The sequence below is a fragment of the Candidatus Protochlamydia amoebophila UWE25 genome, from assembly GCF_000011565.2.
GTDB classification, from domain to species: Bacteria; Chlamydiota; Chlamydiia; order Chlamydiales; family Parachlamydiaceae; genus Protochlamydia; species Protochlamydia amoebophila.
In genome coordinates this window covers 282,290-299,439 of the sequence record NC_005861.2, presented here as the reverse complement: position 1 = coordinate 299,439, position 17,150 = coordinate 282,290, and the positions used below count along the sequence as shown (strand labels likewise).

At 35.6% G+C, this 17,150-nt stretch carries 12 protein-coding genes and 3 pseudogenes; 9 read left to right on the top strand and 6 right to left on the bottom strand.

Annotated features, from left to right (window positions below):
* The first annotated feature begins 1 nt into the window (after position 1).
* From PC_RS01000 to PC_RS00980, 5 genes and pseudogenes are all read left to right on the top strand, one after another.
* Positions 2-847 (top strand): hypothetical protein, encoded by an 846-nt coding sequence (locus PC_RS01000; RefSeq protein WP_011174754.1) that lies wholly within the window; start codon positions 2-4, stop codon positions 845-847.
* Positions 844-1,515, top strand: coding sequence for an HrpE/YscL family type III secretion apparatus protein (locus tag PC_RS00995; protein WP_011174753.1), 672 nt, complete (start codon positions 844-846; stop codon positions 1,513-1,515). The genes PC_RS01000 and PC_RS00995 overlap by 4 nt, the downstream gene beginning before the upstream one ends.
* A 10-nt stretch (positions 1,516-1,525) precedes the next feature.
* Complete coding sequence (sctR, locus tag PC_RS00990) at positions 1,526-2,497, top strand: type III secretion system export apparatus subunit SctR (protein ID WP_011174752.1); 972 nt, start codon at positions 1,526-1,528, stop codon at positions 2,495-2,497.
* A 14-nt stretch (positions 2,498-2,511) separates the two neighbouring features.
* Positions 2,512-2,794 (top strand): annotated as a pseudogene (gene sctS / locus PC_RS10825) (type III secretion system export apparatus subunit SctS).
* A 38-nt stretch (positions 2,795-2,832) separates the two neighbouring features.
* The gene (locus PC_RS00980) at positions 2,833-3,675 is read left to right on the top strand and encodes an EscT/YscT/HrcT family type III secretion system export apparatus protein (RefSeq protein WP_011174750.1); all 843 of its coding nucleotides are present in this window, start codon (positions 2,833-2,835) and stop codon (positions 3,673-3,675) included.
* Positions 3,676-4,354: 679 nt separating this feature from the next.
* On the opposite strand, the pseudogene PC_RS10820 reads toward PC_RS00980, so the two are convergent.
* Positions 4,355-6,471 (bottom strand): annotated as a pseudogene (locus PC_RS10820) (hypothetical protein).
* 262 nt (positions 6,472-6,733) lie between these two features.
* Between PC_RS10820 and PC_RS10815 the strand changes: the two are divergent.
* The 4 genes and pseudogenes from PC_RS10815 to PC_RS00950 all read left to right on the top strand — a co-directional run.
* Positions 6,734-6,866: pseudogene (locus tag PC_RS10815) on the top strand (IS1 family transposase); the annotation flags it as partial.
* A 257-nt stretch (positions 6,867-7,123) separates the two neighbouring features.
* Entirely contained in the window at positions 7,124-8,014 is an 891-nt protein-coding gene (locus PC_RS00960) for a glycerophosphodiester phosphodiesterase family protein (RefSeq protein ID WP_011174746.1), read from the top strand.
* A gap of 234 nt (positions 8,015-8,248) precedes the next feature.
* Positions 8,249-9,061, top strand: a complete 813-nt coding sequence (locus PC_RS00955) for a M4 family metallopeptidase (RefSeq protein ID WP_011174745.1) — start codon at positions 8,249-8,251, stop codon at positions 9,059-9,061.
* A gap of 619 nt (positions 9,062-9,680) precedes the next feature.
* Positions 9,681-10,886, top strand: coding sequence for a hypothetical protein (locus tag PC_RS00950; protein WP_011174744.1), 1,206 nt, complete (start codon positions 9,681-9,683; stop codon positions 10,884-10,886).
* Positions 10,887-11,248: 362 nt separating this feature from the next.
* Here the strand turns inward: PC_RS00950 and PC_RS00945 are convergent, their stop codons facing one another.
* The 5 genes from PC_RS00945 to sufB all read right to left on the bottom strand — a co-directional run bounded on the left by PC_RS00945 (position 11,249) and on the right by sufB (position 17,055).
* Positions 11,249-12,184: an L-threonylcarbamoyladenylate synthase gene (locus PC_RS00945; RefSeq protein ID WP_011174743.1), complete on the bottom strand. Its 936-nt coding sequence runs from the start codon at positions 12,182-12,184 to the stop codon at positions 11,249-11,251.
* A gap of 5 nt (positions 12,185-12,189) precedes the next feature.
* Complete coding sequence (locus PC_RS00940; RefSeq protein ID WP_011174742.1) at positions 12,190-13,422, bottom strand: cysteine desulfurase; 1,233 nt, start codon at positions 13,420-13,422, stop codon at positions 12,190-12,192.
* A gap of 2 nt (positions 13,423-13,424) precedes the next feature.
* A complete protein-coding gene (gene sufD / locus PC_RS00935) occupies positions 13,425-14,741 on the bottom strand; it encodes a Fe-S cluster assembly protein SufD (protein WP_181679010.1) in 1,317 nt (438 codons plus the stop codon).
* Complete coding sequence (sufC, locus tag PC_RS00930) at positions 14,738-15,502, bottom strand: Fe-S cluster assembly ATPase SufC (protein WP_011174740.1); 765 nt, start codon at positions 15,500-15,502, stop codon at positions 14,738-14,740. The genes sufD and sufC overlap by 4 nt, the downstream gene beginning before the upstream one ends.
* A gap of 107 nt (positions 15,503-15,609) precedes the next feature.
* Positions 15,610-17,055, bottom strand: coding sequence for a Fe-S cluster assembly protein SufB (sufB, locus tag PC_RS00925; protein WP_011174739.1), 1,446 nt, complete (start codon positions 17,053-17,055; stop codon positions 15,610-15,612).
* Positions 17,056-17,150 lie beyond the last annotated feature (95 nt).

Genomic DNA, 17,150 nt, shown 5'->3' with positions numbered 1-17,150 from the left:
TATGGATAAAAGAGGCTGGATGATGATGCGTATTTTCATCAACCGATACCATCTCAAAGGGGGAGAGATATTATTAAAATATCTTTCCACAGAAGAAGCTCAGGCTTTGCAAAGTCAAACAATTCGTTCTACTGATTTAAGCCCTCTTCTTTATCAACCTCAAAATTTGTTGAGAAGAATGCATTATTCATGGATTGCTCCCCTTCTTGAAAATTTTCCTGAACGTCTCTATCCTTTAGTTAAAGCAGCTTTAACAAGTGAACAAGCGTCAGGCCTCCAAAACGCGCAATCACTTACCCTATCAAAACCCGTTAAAACATTTATCATCAATCAACTTTATAGCTTTTTAAAAGCTGATGAGCGTCTCCCCTATGATTATCTCCCTGAGACAGATTTATCAGAGCTTGGAACCTGGAATAAAGATAAATTGACACTTTTAATTGATTTTTTGGGCTTACATGATCTTGCCGTCGAAGTTCGACATATAGTAGATAAAAATCATCTAAAAAATATTTATGCCTGTTTGACCCCAAAACAATTCTATTATCTAAAAGTTTGTTTACATCAGAAAGAAGTTTTATCGGTTCCTAAACTTGGCATAGACCCTTCTCTGAAAGATTGTACTAAACTTAAACGTATTATCCATCAAAGAGGTCTTTTCCGTTTAAGCAAAGCTTTATGTGGGCAACATCCTGATTTTATTTGGTATCTTGCTCATACCTTGGATACGGGTAGAGGAAAGCTTATCTTGAATGCTTATCAAAAAGAAAGTATTGATAAGGTTACTCCTTTTTTAAAAGGACAAGTCATCAATCTTATGAATTTTTTTAAAAGTGAGTCCATGTGAGTAAAAAGTTTTTCACCTTAATTTATGGGGAACAGATTCACGCAGCCCCCAAAACAAAGATTATCCCAAGCGAATCTTTTTCTAAACTTGCGGATGCCTCAAGTGTTTTAGAACACATTAAAGAAGACGCCGAAAAATATCGATTGCAAATCGCTAAAGAATGCGAAGAAATTAAAGAACACGCAGAAAATTCAGGCTATGAAGAGGGATTCAAAAAGTGGGCTGAACATTTAGTCAAACTGGAGAAGGAAATTGAAAAAGTTCACAAAGAATTACAGCAACTCGTTCTCCCTGTTGCATTGAAAGCAGCCAAAAAAATCGTGAGTAAAGAAATTGAACTTTCTTCTGACATTATTTTAGATATTGTAGCAAATAATTTAAAAGCCGTTACCCAACACAAACACGCAACTATCTATGTTAATAAAAAAGACCTCGATATTTTAGATAAAAACAAACCTCGCTTAAAAGAAATTTTTGAGAGTTTAGAAAGTTTATCTATTCGTCCGAGAGATGACGTCAAGCCCGGTGGATGCATTATTGAAACCGAAATAGGAATTATTAATGCTCAGCTAGATCATCGTTGGCAGGTTTTAGAAAAAGCTTTTGAAAGTTTAGTCAAAATTCCTGTAGAACAATCTCCCATAGAACCTCCCGCACAAAGTAGTTAAGGTATTTTCCATGTATAAATATAAACACATTTCCTTTAAATCCCTTCTTTGTTTGCTAGGGCTTCTCGTTTTATTTGGGCTAGCACCAGATACTGTTTATTCGCAAACTAATTCCACTTCTACTTCTCCAACGACGAGTACAACTCAATCAACAATTCCAAATTCTTCAGGAAGGTCTACAACAAGTGTCAGAACGACGCCGCGCCCCTTAAAACCTATTCCACGCCCTGCTTACAAACCAGAAAAACCAACTCCGCTAACTGACGAACAAAAGGCTTATCAAGCCACAGAGGCACAAATTAGTGAATTAAAACGACCCTCATTGATTACACAAGCTGTTTTACTATCCTTGCTTTCGCTCCTTCCCTTCATTATCATGATATTAACTTCATTTTTAAAAATTGTTGTGGTGTTGTCTTTATTAAGAACAGCTTTAGGTGTTCAACAAGCGCCTCCTAACCAAATTATCAATGGTGTGGCATTTTTATTGAGTTTATTCATCATGTATCCCACAGCAATAAAAATGTATGATGCTGCACAAACTGCTATCAATCAACCAAACGTACCCGAATCTTTTCTTTCCCCAGGCTCTTCTACTTATGTGATCGAGGTTGCTTCTGCAGCCAGCGGACCCATGAAAGAATACCTAAAACGAAATAGTTCTTCTCGCCATCAAGCTTTATTTTATAGGTTGGTGTATAGAGGTTTGCCTGAAGATTATCGTGAAACTTTAAAACCCGATGATTTTATTGTTCTTGTTCCTTCCTATATAACAGGACAATTGAAAGATGCTTTTGAAATTGGTGTGTTAATTTATATCCCATTTTTTGTAATCGATCTTGTCACCTCAAACATTCTACTGGCGATGGGAATGATGATGCTATCACCTGTGACAATTTCAATGCCTTTAAAGCTCTTTTTACTTGTGATGTTAGATGGTTGGACCATCCTCATCGAAGGCTTAGTCAAAACATTTCAATAGCGGAGTAAAAATTTATGTTTCAAAGCCAAGTGGTTCAACTTGCTTACCAAGGAATGCTATTGATTCTGATTTTATCTGCTCCTCCTATATTAGTGAGTATGTTTTTTGGAATTATTGTGGCTATCTTTCAGGCTGCCACGCAAATTCAAGAGCAAACCTTATCCTTTACAATTAAACTAGTTGCCGTGACGTTAACTTTGATGTTTCTTGGGGGGATGGCTTGGAGCCCAAATCATGTCTTTTGCCAATGACATCTTTGTTAATTTCCCTCAATGGAGTGTCCAAAGTGCTCGTTAAAGCATCAGAAACTTTTCAATTTCAGGATGTGAGCCGTCATGACCGATGACTACGTGACACTTTATATCAACACGGCTTTTTCTGTTTATGATCCGCTGGCTTTTTTTTCTTTGTTATTTCTTTTTTTTGGTCGTATGTTGCCAATCATTGCACTTGCCCCCTTTTTTGGAGCCCGAGTTCTCCCTCACCCCGTTAAAATTACGCTAGCAATTTCTTTTTTTGTAATTTTTTTACCTCAACTTATTTTTGTTACAACGACACCCATCACATTTAATCTTTTACTTGTTCTTTACTTTTTTAAAGAACTGTTTGTAGGGTTGTTGTTAGGATACCTTATCAGTATACCCTTTATCATCGTGCAAAACTGTGGAATTTTAATTGACCATCAAAGAGGAGGATCTAGTTTAATGATCAATGATCCGACGTTGCAAAATCAATCCTCCCCTTTGGGAACACTTTTTAACCTCGTTTTGATTTATCTTTTTTTTATGATCGATGGTCCTTTCATGATTTTAGATATTATTTCTCAATCCTATTCAATTTTACCTCCCGATAAATTTCTAACAGCCAAATTTTTTACAATGAATTCAAATATTGTCATTGATGTTATGAAAATAGTGGGAAAAGTCATGATCTTGAGCACCCAGCTAGCGGCTCCTGCTTTAATCATGATCCTGATGACTGACTTTTTCTTAGGAATAGCCAACCGATTGGCACCTCAAGTTCAAATTACTTTTTTAGGAATGCCTCTTAAATCACTTCTTGCTTTAGCAATTGTTTTTTTTGGTTGGCAATTATTTTTAAAACAAATAGTAGACGAAAGCTATGTTTGGGTTAATTATCTCTACAAATTGCTAGATCAGTTCCAACCCGCCTACTAAAGATAAATCCACAGCAGCTTTTTAAATTCTAAAAGAGAAATCGAAACCTTTGACTAGTTTGCTAATGCTTCAGTAAGCAAAACAATTTTATTGATTAGACTTAACTTTATCAAAGGTTATCCGGATTTTCTAATCGCGAAAATTAGTTAAAGAAGGCACTTAAAAAAACTTTACACTCTATTTCTTTTTACAATTTACGTATTAAGTTTAACCAAAGCAAAGAGTTTTAAATTCTTAAATTTTTTTTAGAAGGAAAACTAGCCTAGCTTTTCTACTTTCTCAAATGTGCTCTTAAACTGGCTTAAAGATACATTTGATGAGATAGGTTGATTAGGTAAAATATAGGCCTTGATTTCTGGATTTACTTGCAAATCTTCTAGTTTCAAAATGTCTACAAACGTAAGAATTAACTCTTCTTCATCTATTTTTTATTGAGATTTTCTATTTTTTTGAAACTTTGTTCTTTTTCCCTCCTTCCTATTCTTGATAGAATAGCGTCTTTTTTAAAAGTATTTTTTGTCGTTTACAAGCCTAAAAACTGCTTGTATAGTGACACCAAAATGAGCGGAGGTCTCTCTTAAATAGGCTATCTGGATGAGACTTAATAAACTTTAATAAAACTTCATCCTTTATTTTCTTAGGACAGGTAACTCTTATTTTCGGCGTCAAGTTTCTTTTTTTATTGAAGGTTTAAATAGATTGAAGCTGCCAAGGTTTTAAAATGCGCTAATCCAGCGTCCGTGAGCTTACGGCACCTCTCCAGGTTTAAATACTGTAAAGCGGTTAAGAGTGCCAAATGGGCTAATCCAGCGTCCGTGAGCTTACCGCACTGACTCAGATCTAAATCTTCTAAAGCCACTAAGGGTGTCAAATGCGCTAATCCAGCGCCCGTGAGCTTACTGCACCAACTCAGATTCAAATGCTGCAGAGCCACTAGAGATTTCAAATGCGCTAATCCAGCGTCCGTGAGATTACTGCAATCACTCAAGTTTAAATACTGCAAAGCCACTAAGGGTGTCAAATGCGCTAATCCAGCGTCCGTGAATTTAAAGCATCCCCTCAGATTTAAATGTTGTAAAGCCACTAAGGGAGTCAAATGCGCTAATCCAGCATCAGTGAGATTATTGCACCCATCCAGATCCAAATGCTGCAAAGCCACTAAGGGCCTCAAATGAGCTAATCCAATGTCCGTGAGATTATCACACCTTTTCAGATTTAAATGCTGCAAAGCCACTAAGGGCCTCAAATGCGCTAATCCAGCATCAGTGAGATTACTGCACCCATCCAGATCCAAATGCTGCAAAGCCACTAAGGGCCTCAAATGCGCTAATCCAACGTCCGTGAGCTTACGGCATCCCCTCATACCTAAATGTTGTAAAGCCACTAAGGGAGTCAAATGCGCTAATCCAGCGTCCGTGAGCTTACCGCACTGACTCAGATCTAAATTTTCTAAAGCCACTAAGGGAGTCAAATGCGCTAATCCAGCGCCCGTGAGCTTACCGCACACACTCAGATTTAAATGCTGTAAAGCGGTTAAGGGAGTCAAATGCGCTAATCCAGTGTCGGTGAGATTATCGCACCAACTCAGATTCAAATGCTGCAGAGCCACTAAAGATTTCAAATGCGCTAATCCAGCGTCCGTGAGCTTACAGCACCCCAGTTCTAAATGTTGTAAAGCCACTAAAGGTCTCAATGAGCTAATCCAGCATCAGTGAGATTATTGCACCCATCCAGATCCAAATGCTGCAAAGCCACTAAGGGCCTCAAATGCGCTAATCCAATGTCCGTGAGATTATCGCACCCTTTCAGATTTAAATGCTGCAAAGCCACTAAGGGCCTCAAACGCGCTAATCCAGCATCAGTGAGCTTAGCACACCCCTTCAGATCTAAATATTGTAAAGCGATTAAGAGAGTCAAATGAGCTAATCCAGCATCCGTGAGATTATCGCACTCACTCAGATTTAAATGCTTTAAAGCCTCTAAGGGTGCCAAATGCGCTAATCCTACATCCGTGAGATTGCGGCACGCTTGAAGTTGAAGCACTTTTAAATTTTTACAATTTTTTAACGTTAAAAGATGGGCATCAGTCAAATAAACATTGTCTGAAAAATGGATTGCTTCTATTTCATTTGAGAAATGGTTTAAAATTTTTTCAAATTCCGTTAACTGAGAAGTCTGGTTTAATAATGCACTCACAACTGTGAGCTCTAAATAATTTTTTAAAGTATTTAATTGATATTGTTGCGCAAAATTTAAAAGCGTTTTTAATTCTACTAAGTTGTCTTCGTAGGAGTTAAATAGCTCAAATCTCTGTGATTTATACCCATTAATTAGCTGCTCTTCTAAGCTTTTTACCACTTCTGTTAGCTCATAATAATCGGCTAGTTGAATGGAAGAAGTGATCTCTTCCAAAGGAACTTTAAAATTAGCATCCATGACACAATTAAGCAGATGCGTAAACTCCTTTTGTGTCAAAGCGAGAGGATGTTGAAGAGTTTCTTGAAAATTTCCTGACCATAGATTCTTAAAATAAAGGGATTTTTCTCTTAACATGGCTAACTGAGAATGAGAAATATTCAGAGAAGTTCCCTCTTGAAAACTTAGTTGAAGTTCTTCAGATGAAGATGAAAGATCGGGAACTTGAATCGTTGGTGCACCAGTTTCTTCTAGATTAGCCAAAGGATTGCCTAAGGAGTTATCTTCATTTCTAGGAGGATCGCTAATTACTTGAGATTGATAGTCAGAAGTGGTCATTGTATTGACAAGATAACTATAACTTAGAGTAGGAATATTCAAAGCGACCGTCCAAATGGGTTAAATAAATTTTAATTTATAGATGTTTTAACAGTATTATTTATAGATAAAAAATTATTGCAATAGTCATGAGATAAAATAGTTAGTCACATTTAAAGAAAAAAATTTACCTTTATCAATAGAGATTCATTAAAAATTAGGTAGTGCTAAATAGGTAAAGCTATTCCAATAAACTGATTTAATTGAATAGAGTAATTTTTCTAATTCAAGCAGAGAAAAACAATGAAATGTACACACTGCGGATCAGAATTTTCGCTGTTTAGAGCGTGGCAAACAAGTGGAGCGAAAACAATGAAGCTAAAATCATTAACGAACAAACAAAGAAACTTGTCAGAAAACCTCTTTTGGAAAGGGTGTCTCTACATAGAGTTTATCGATACTCAAATTTTAATTAATGATCGGCTCTGTACGCTTCGTAACAGGATCATGAAATTGTAAAACTATGGACCTTCTTAAAAAAATATAAAGACTTTAGAGGCAAAATATCTGCTACTTATACTCAGGGAGATGTTTTAGAGATTCCTTTATCTCAACTAATTGTGGATTAAACTAGCTTATTTAATTATAATTATAAAAAATACTTTACAAGTACACTTTATGTTAACGCTTTTATTCATCTAAGGAACATTTCATAATGAAATTCCCATTTTATAGAGTATTAATTTTTACCATCCTAGTAGTAGAATCGGCTTATGCTGCTCCGTGGATCATCTCTCATAGGGGTGGAGGAGAAAACTTTCCTGAAAACACACTTCTCGCTTTTTCTAAATCCATGGAAATTGGATGTGATGCCATTGAAATAGATGTACAAGTAACAAAAGATGGTGTTGTTGTCGTTTATCACCCAGAAGATTTAAAAAAATGGACAAATGGTTATGGAGCCATCTCCTCATATACTTGGGAAGAAATATCAACTCTCAATGCTGGCTACAACTATAAGCCGGAATGCGGGTATCCATTTAGAGATAAAAACTTACATATTCCAAGAATAGAAGAGGTGTTACATCATTTTCCAAAGACTTTAATCATTGTAGATATGAAGTCTTTACCTACTGAGACTCTAATCAAAGCCCTAATACGAGCAATTTCTGATGAAGAATCGATCCGGCTTATTTTTTACTCAACTAATGCCGAGCATATCGATTTATTAAACTTTTACAAAGCTCATTGGATAACGTTTGAAAAAAGAGATCTTACCCGACAAAGATTTTTAGAATTTAGCCAAACAGCTCAATCTGCTCTACCAATTGACTCAGTTTGGATGGGTTTTGAGCTTAAAAGAAAAATGATGGTTACAGAAACATTCACGCTAGGAAATGGAAATAGTACAGTAGAATTTCATTTGTGGACACCACAACTCGTTTCCTATTTAAGAAATTCTACTACGAAGTTATTTTTGGTGTTATTCGGGATTAACAAGAAGGATGAATGGGAAGAGGCCCTTACATTAAATGTAGACGCCGTATATACAGATAATCCTTGTAGAATTGTAGACATGAAAAAGAAGATCGAAAAAGTTAATTAAAAGCTGTTTTTAGATTTTCTAAACAAAAGAATCCTATCGAATACGCCTTTAGAATTTTTAGAGTAATAGTCCAAAAAGTTAAAAAAAGCAGCAGATATAGTATTTTAAAAGAAGTAGTAGTTCCTCCTCAACATTACGCCCAATTAAATATAAAAACTTCAAGCTATTCTGTTCGTGCTGAAATGACTAAATAAATTATTTTTTATCAAATAATTCAAAAACAAAGGAATAAAAATGGCAGAATTATCGCACGCTTTTAATAGTCCCTCACCATATCAACCAACACAAGTTCTTTCATATACTACAGAAGAACTTTTGCAAAAAGGTTACCTAGCTATTCCCTGCAGTACCCAAGAAGAAGCAAAACTTTGTTTAAAAATCAATGCAGTAGTAGAAACAATAAAAGAATTTTATTGGATGAATTTTCAACTAATAGGTGTAAATGTGGATAAAGAGGGAGCTATTCCACCGTTTTTTATTCATTATCCTAAAGAAAATGCCTATTATGCTCCTAAGCTGAAACATTTCGCTTTTGATAACAAATTTGCTTCTTGCCTAGATATTGTGTGTCATGAAATGACACACGCCGTGATAGCGTATCATAATCCATTACAATATAAAGGAGAATCAGGAGCGTTAGATGAAGCAATTGCGGATGTTGCTGCTATAGCGTTCAAACAATATGAGAGTACGAGTCAAAATGATTGGCAAATTGGTAATTTGCGTAACTTAAGCAAAATCCCTGAAAAATTTAAGTCTTCTCCTACATATAGCCTCGGCAATGATTTCGGCTATGTGCATGATAATAGCTTGATTATCAGCCATACATTTTATCTTGCTTCAAAAAATCTGTCTCATGATTCAACTCATTGTAAATTACTCTTTAACATTTGGTTTAAGTCGATGTTAGCTCTTGGAGATAAAACTTTTAAAGGATTTAGAGCTAAGACAATCAAAGTTGCTAATGAGAATATTCATACAGTCGGTAGGATTGTTATTAACGCTATCTCCGATGCTTGGGAACAAACCTCACCCCTTTTTCCGTAAAATGTTAACAAATTTAGTTGGTTGACTTGGGCCCTGCTAACATTCTAGACAAATGACATAAAACGTATTAAAAAATGGGAAATTAAAAAAGCTACCAACCGAGTTGACAATTTTTTTTCCATAAACAATGAACAATGACAAGCTTCCGACCCTGCTTGTTCTGATGCTTACCCTAGCTCGGTTATATAGCAAATTCAAAATCGATAATAACCATTAGTCCTCTAATGAAAACTAAAAAAAGACTTTGTAAATTTTCTTATTTTATTTTATTTTTAATTTTTTCTAATGATATACAGCTAATAAATTAGAGAATGTTACGTTGTTAGTGTTAGTTAAACAAAAACTATCTATCATGTGTCGTTGAATTTAGCCTTGAAAAGCTTCCAATGGACTCAAAAAATCTAAAGATTAAATGCTAAGTGATAGAAAAATTATTTAATTGATGATAGCTGAAACATTTATAGAACTGATAAAGTTTAGACTGTGTCATGAAGGATTTGGGCAGATAGATATTATTAGGCGTGTATCTAATTATTTTCTTTAATTTTAAAGCCAGTTTAACGTAAACAGGCTAAGATAAAAAATTGTTTTTTTATAGATCTAAACTAGGGAATTTTTTATGAACGTTACATTAAACAATGAAGGGGCACAAGAAAACAACTCTTCAATTCAAGAAAGGTTAATTTCATTAACACTTGAACCTAGTCATAATACACAACTTCATAAAAACATCCATTCTATCGTCATTTCTACAGTTCAAAAAATTGCACAAGATTATGAAGCTCGTCTTCAAGGTTATAAAAAGAATGTTAGTTGTTTAGATGGAGGTATTTGGATGCCAAATGCCTACTTTAAAGCGCTAAAAGAAAAAAACCAAATAACTCGTTTAAGAAAGATGGTTTCTAAAAATTATTTTTACCATTTTTACTCTAAAGATTTTGAGGCTATTCCCTCAGCTGATGCTATACATAAAACAGGCTTTGTCAAATGTCAAATCAGAATAAAAAAAGGTGTTAGCCCTTCAGAGGCTTTAAAATCGGCACAACGAGGTCCAACCCTAGTGGATTGTGCAACGGTCTGTCAGCTTGGTCAATACCAAGCTTTACTCGAAGTGTTAGGGGAAGAAAAATTTAATTATTTATTTGGTCATGAAACAGGAAGCCCGTTAGTTTTGTGTAGTTACGCTATAGATAATCCACTTATGCCATTCTTGACAAAATACATAATTAAAAATAGCGAAAAATGCCCAATAAACGAAGTAAAATTAGAAAAAGGCTGGCGAGTAGTTTTCAATAATGTATCGAAATACAATATAAAGCATGGAATGAGAGGCGATGCCGTATCTTTCGATGTGATTTGCCTTGACCCCACACCTGGCCAAGAAAAATTTATTGGTCTGGGGTTAAAGAGTGAAGGAATAACAGAAAAAGAGCTTGAGCAAGTCCTTATTGAAGAATACAATACTAAACCGATAGACTTAGAAGCTGTAAGTGATGAATTAGCAAATAAACTTTTTTCAGGTGGTAAACCTGTTTTTAAAATACGCTGTGATTTATCAGATTCTCAAAATCCACTTCCAGATGAAGATTATAAAAAGCAGATGGCAATTTATAGACCAGATTTATCAGAAAAAATTGTAGAAAAAAACATTGTTTACCTTAAAGAATTAAGAGAACCATTAACAATGGAAAGTGCCGCGGATGATTCAGAGTTTGGTTTTGATCCTAATTCCAGACTGGATTTCGATATGGATTTAATTCAAAGACTAGAAGAAATGACTATTCAAAACATTAAAGCTATTACCAAAAAAATTTTTAAGGACTGATTTATTTTTTTCTAACAATTACGCTACTATAATTTAAGCAAATCTCACCTACTTTTTAAGCATATAAATAAAAAAATGGTTACAAAAGGGAAAGAGCTTATTAAATCGTGTACGTAGTCGAAAATAAAAAAATTTTGTGATAATTGTTTGAGTAGTTCAATATAAAGACAATTACAAAAATTTGTCACCTGAACCCTTTTTTTAAAAGACTTTATTTTTATTAAATATAAACTATCTAAAATAGCAATGGGATGGCTAAGAAGAGAAATTATTTTTTCTTTAGTGGCTTGCGAATTAGAGGTATAAAAAGAATTTTTCTTTAATCTTGAAAACTAATTTAAAAATATGGAAAGAAGGCTCAATTACTTTTCTCCTGCTCTAGATAAACGCTCGGCAATGGTTTTCCAAAGCCCTTCTGAAGGAAAGTCCATGTCTACCCAAGCAATTTTTGCTTTCTCGAAATCGAGCTGACGTAAGACGGCATAGAGGTTTTCTGCAACCTCATGAGGGTTGGAGAGCGAACCTAGATATAAAACTCGCTTTTCAACAGGGTAGGATTTTTCTGTAAATCCCACAATAAAATCAGCTTCTGTTATCTGTTTTTGGTCCCCTAAAAATAGGGTTGCTTGAGGAGCATAATGACGGAACATTTGTCCCGGAGAAATAATTTGATCGTTTTTAACTATTTTTTGATAGATGGGCTCATAACCTAAAATAGGTTGAAAAACAGTAGCTGATAAGGCTCCTAGACGTGCTATTTCCCACTGAGAATTTCGATAATGTAAAATTGTCGATTCAACACCTTCTTGACAGGGCCCTCCATCTAAGACGGGAAAATCTAAGCCAAAATCCATTTCTACATGTTTTACATCGGTAGAAGAGGGCTTTCCTGATAAATTTGCAGAAGGCATGACCAAAGGACCAACAGCTCGGATGACATGCAAAGTTAAAGGATGAGAAGGCATTCTAAAAGCTGCTGTTGGAAGCCCTGCTCTGACAATGGAATCTACTAAATCTAATTGAATTGGAACAATGAGCGTGAGCGGACCCGGCCAAAAGGCATGGGTTAACGCGTCAAAATGGGGAGGTAGAGCGATCGCATACGCACACACATCTATAGGATTGGCAACATGAATGATCAAAGGATTTACTAGAGAGCGTCCTTTTATCTCGAAAATTTTTTTGATTGCTCCAGGGCAAGTCAGCCTAGCTGCTAACCCATAAACTGTTTCTGTCGGCATTGCGACTAATTGATTCGCTAACAATTTCTCAATCGCTTCTTCCACATTAATACGCATAAATTTTATTTTAACCGCTTAATAATATCACTTAAAGCTAAATGTAGCCGGTCAATTTCATCAGCCGTATTATAAAAAGCAAAAGATACCCGTGCTGTGGCAGGAATATTAAAAAATTGCATAACAGGTTGTGCACAATGATGTCCGGTACGAATTGCAATTCCTTTTAAATCTAAAAATGTTCCTATATCTAAAGGATGAATTTCTTCGATCACAAAACTGATTAAAGAAGTTTTGTTAACTGCTTGACCAATAATATGAAGATCTGGAATCTGCATCAATTTCTTGGTCGCATACTCTAACAGGGTATGTTCATAAGTTTGAATACGCTCTATCCCAATTTGATTAAGATAATCTAAAGCTGCCCCCAATCCCATGACCTCTGCAATCATAGGAGTGCCTGCTTCAAATTTTAGAGGAAGTTGATTATAAGTTGTTTTAACAAACGTCACTTTTTCAATCATATCTCCTCCTCCTTGATACGGAGGCATTTGATCGAGAATTTCCGCCTTACCATATAAAATACCGATGCCGGTAGGTCCCATTAGTTTATGACCTGAAAAAACAAAAAAATCTGCGTCTAAATCTTGCACATCAATTTTAAGATGAGGGGCACTTTGTGCACCGTCTACGAGAACTTTTGCCCCTGCTTCATGCGCTTTTTTAATAATTTCTTTAATGGGATTAATCGTTCCAAGAGAATTTGCCACATGAGTGATAGCGACAAGGCGAGTTTTTGGGCTTAGAAGCTTTACATACTCATCAAAAAGTAGTTCTCCCTTTTTATTCATAGGAATAACTTTTAGAACAGCTCCTCGATCTTCACATAAAATTTGCCAAGGCACAATATTTGCATGATGCTCCATGGCACTAATCAAAATTTCATCACCTGGCTTCACAAAAACCTTGCCAAAGGAATAGGCAACCATATTAATCGAATCTGTAGCGCCTCGAGTAAAAACAATTTCTTCTGTATTGGCAGCATTGATAAAACGTTGAACTTTTAAACGTGTGTCTTGATAATTTTCAGTGGAATGAATGGCTAATTCGTAAACAGCACGGTGAACAGTTCCATAATGATTCCGATAAAAATCACTCATACAATCAATAACAGCGCTCGGTTTTTGAGTTGTTGCCGCAGAATCGAAATAAATAAGAGGATGTCCATGCATCATTTTATTCAACATGGGAAAGTCTTGCCTGAGCCTGTTAACAGCAGATTTTTCTAAAGGATTCATAATCAACCTTTTGTTAGATAACGATGCGCCCTTTGAGAAATTGCTTCTTTAATAGAATTGATAGGAATCATTTCGATGACTTGTTCAGCAAAACCATAAATTAATAAATTTTTAGCAGCCATTTCAGGAAATCCACGGGTTTTCATATAAAAAAGCTGTTCTGCATCCAGTTGACCGACAGTTGCTCCATGAGAAGCTTTTACATCATCTGCAAAAATTTCTAAATTAGGTTTGCTATCTGCATGGGCATGATCACTTAATAACAAATTATTATTCAGTTGAAAAGCTTCTGTTTTTTGCGCTTTTTGTCGAACCATAATTTTTCCTTCAAAACTTGATCGACTAAAGTCGTTTAATACAGCTTTAAAAAGCTGGTAAGAGCGGCAATTTGGTGCTTGATGATCAATAAAAATGTGTGTATGTACTTCTCTTTTATCTTCTAACATCGAAATTCCATTCAGCAAAACTTCTGCATTTTCTCCAGAGAGAGAAATATGATAATCATTACGAACTGTCATTCCCCCTTCAGTAATACACACTGTCTTGAACGTCGATTGTTTTTTTAGATGTGCTCTAACGGCTTCAAAATGCCATGCCTGAACGTGCTCCTCATTCAAAATTTGCGTGTAGTGAACATATGCTTGATCTTCAACAAGAAAATCGGTGACTTGATTAATAAAATATCCATTCATGGATTTTTGATGAATAGAAGAAACAAATTTAACTTCTGCCTGAGCTCCAACACAGACATTTATTCTTGGCATCAACATCAATAATTGACCTTGCGCTTGCACCAAATGCAAAATTTGAATGGGGGTTTCGACAATAGTTTTAGGGGGAATATAAATAAACGCCCCCTGATGATGCAAAGCACTATTGATTAGAGCAAATGAGTCATTTTCTTCTTTAAGAGATTTCGACCAATAATTATTAAAAAAAGTTCCAAATGTCTGATTTGCTTCTTGTAAAGTAGAAATTATTACCTGCGAAGGTAAATTTTTTGTCTCCGAAAATTCGGAACAAAACTGACCATTGATAAAAACGAGAAATGAGTGTTGGCATTCAGGATAAACCAAAGAAGCAATTTGATCTTTAGTGATGCTCTCTTCTTTAGGAAATTCATAATTCTGAGAAAATAGATGTCTAAGCTTAATATAGCGATAAGCCTCCGACTGCTTTGTTGGTAAACCTCGCTCTAAAAATTGACTCCAAGCTTTCTGACGAGCCTTCTGCAAAGGATCTCCTTGATTAATGGCATCCAAATGCTTTTCCAATAAACTTGTAAAGATTTTTTGCTCTAGGCCCAATTCGAATGTCATGAGACAACCCCCTCTTTCGGTGATTGAACGAGCCAATCATATCCTTTACTTTCCAATTCGAGAGCAAGCTCAGGCCCACCTGATTGAACAATTTTTCCACCTAACATGACATGCACAAAATGAGGTTTAATATAATCAAGAAGCCGTTGATAATGAGTGATCAATAATAAACCCATTTCAGGATTCATTAATTGATTGACTCCTTTTGCCACAACGCGCATCGCATCAATATCTAAACCTGAGTCAGTTTCATCCAATAAAGCAAGATTTGGGTTTAAAACCGCCATTTGTAAAATTTCATTCCGTTTTTTTTCGCCGCCCGAAAAATTTTCATTTACATTACGCGATCGAAGTTCTGGCTTAATTTCCATTTGCTTCATTTTCTCGTTTAGTAACCTTTCAAATTCAGCCGTTGTCAGTTCTGATTTCCCCTCAGCTTTAAGTTTGGCATTCAAAGCAATTTGAAGAAATTGGCTATTACTAACACCAGGAATTTCAACAGGATATTGAAAACTCATAAACAAACCTAAATGAGCGCGTTCTTCAGGTTCTAACTCAAGTAAGTTCTGTCCTTTAAACCAAACTTCCCCCCCTGTTACTTCATAAGCAGGATGGCCAGCTAATACTTTTGCCAAAGTCGATTTACCTGCCCCATTTGGGCCCATAATCGCATGAATTTCTCCCGTTTTGATATGAAGATTAACCCCTTTTAAAATCGGAGTTCCCTCTACGGTTGCTGTTAATTCTTTAATTTTTAGCATGATTCATTCCTAATCTAATATCTAAAGATTTTTAATCTCTCTTTCATTCTATTTTAGCGCCAAAAGCACTTTAATAAGTAAACTGAACAGCGCAATAAATTCACTGATTATCCAACAGAATTTTCTAATTTAATTGCGAGAAGTTTTTGAGCTTCAGTCGCAAATTCTAAAGGAAGCTCTTGAATAACATCCTTGCAAAACCCATTGACAATCATATTCACAGCATTTTCTTTTGAAATTCCTCGAGATTGAAAATAAAAAAGCTGCTCTTCATTCATTTTAGAGGTAGAAGCTTCGTGCTCAACTTGACTAGAGGCATTTCCAACTTCGATGTAAGGAAAAGTATTAGCTGAGCATTTATCTCCAACCAACATCGAATCGCATTGAGTGTAATTACGCGCATTAGTTGCTCGAGGAGCTACTTTTACCAAACCTCGATAACTGTTATGAGAAAGGTCAGCTGAAATCCCCTTAGAAACAATCGTAGATTTTGTATTTTTTCCTAAATGGATCATTTTAGTTCCCGTATCAGCTTGCATTTGCCCATTAGTCAATGCGACAGAGTAAAATTCTCCAACAGAATGATCTCCTTGTAAAATACAGCTAGGATATTTCCAAGTAATTGCAGCGCCTACCTCAACTTGCGTCCAAGAAATTTTAGAGTTGACACCGGCACACCTGCCTCGTTTAGTAACGAAATTGAATACCCCACCTTCGCCTGTTTTTGGATTTCCTGAATACCAGTTTTGAACCGTTGCATATTTAATTTGCGCGTTATCAAGGGCTATTAGTTCAACGACAGCGGCATGAAGTTGATTATTAGTAAAAGCAGGTGCTGTACACCCTTCTAAATAACTCACGTAAGAGTTTTCCTCAGCAATGATCAAGGTTCGTTCAAACTGACCCGATTCCTTATCATTAATGCGAAAATAGGTAGACAACTCCATCGGACAATGAACTCCCTTTGGAATATATACAAAAGATCCATCGCTGAAAACTGCCGAATTAAGAGTAGCAAAATAATTATCCCCAATTGGAACAACACTACCAAGATATTTCTGAATGAGCTCTGGATGGGTATGCATTGCTTCTGAAATAGAGCATAAGACCACTCCCGCATCCTCTAATTTTTTCTTAAAAGTTGTTCCTATAGAAACCGAATCAAAAACCATATCAACAGCAACGTTGCTTAATCGTTTTTGTTCTTCTAGAGGAATTCCTAACCTTTCAAAAGTTTTGATAATTTCAGGATCAACTTCACTTAAATCATTTAAAACAGGTTTTTTTTTGGGAGCTGAATAATAAGTGATATCTTGATAATCAATTTTAGGATAATTAACATTTGCCCAAATTGGTTCTTCGGACTCTAACCATCGCTGATAAGCTTTCAATCGGAATTCTAATAAAAAAGCGGGCTCATTTTTTTTTGCAGATATCGCGAGGATCGTTTCTTCATTCAATCCCTTGGGAAGGCTTTCGGTTTCTATTTCTGTCACAAACCCATATTTATAATCGGATGATTCGTGACTAAATGGCGACAATTCTGCATTCATTCTGATCCTTTATTTATTTATTAAATTGTTTAATGTCATTAGATCCACAAAATGAGGTCTATTAACCTGAACTTTGGGTTATTAAGAAATTACTT

Coding starts and splice junctions, on each gene's coding strand:
- PC_RS01000 (WP_011174754.1), top strand. CDS start 2: ATGGATAAAAGAGGCTGGATGATGATGCGTATTTTCATCAACCGATAC.
- sctR (WP_011174752.1), top strand. CDS start 1,526: ATGTATAAATATAAACACATTTCCTTTAAATCCCTTCTTTGTTTGCTA.
- PC_RS00980 (WP_011174750.1), top strand. CDS start 2,833: ATGACCGATGACTACGTGACACTTTATATCAACACGGCTTTTTCTGTT.
- PC_RS00960 (WP_011174746.1), top strand. CDS start 7,124: ATGAAATTCCCATTTTATAGAGTATTAATTTTTACCATCCTAGTAGTA.
- PC_RS00955 (WP_011174745.1), top strand. CDS start 8,249: ATGGCAGAATTATCGCACGCTTTTAATAGTCCCTCACCATATCAACCA.
- PC_RS00950 (WP_011174744.1), top strand. CDS start 9,681: ATGAACGTTACATTAAACAATGAAGGGGCACAAGAAAACAACTCTTCA.
- PC_RS00945 (WP_011174743.1), bottom strand. CDS start 12,184: ATGCGTATTAATGTGGAAGAAGCGATTGAGAAATTGTTAGCGAATCAA.
- PC_RS00940 (WP_011174742.1), bottom strand. CDS start 13,422: ATGAATCCTTTAGAAAAATCTGCTGTTAACAGGCTCAGGCAAGACTTT.
- sufD (WP_181679010.1), bottom strand. CDS start 14,741: ATGACATTCGAATTGGGCCTAGAGCAAAAAATCTTTACAAGTTTATTG.
- sufC (WP_011174740.1), bottom strand. CDS start 15,502: ATGCTAAAAATTAAAGAATTAACAGCAACCGTAGAGGGAACTCCGATT.
- sufB (WP_011174739.1), bottom strand. CDS start 17,055: ATGAATGCAGAATTGTCGCCATTTAGTCACGAATCATCCGATTATAAA.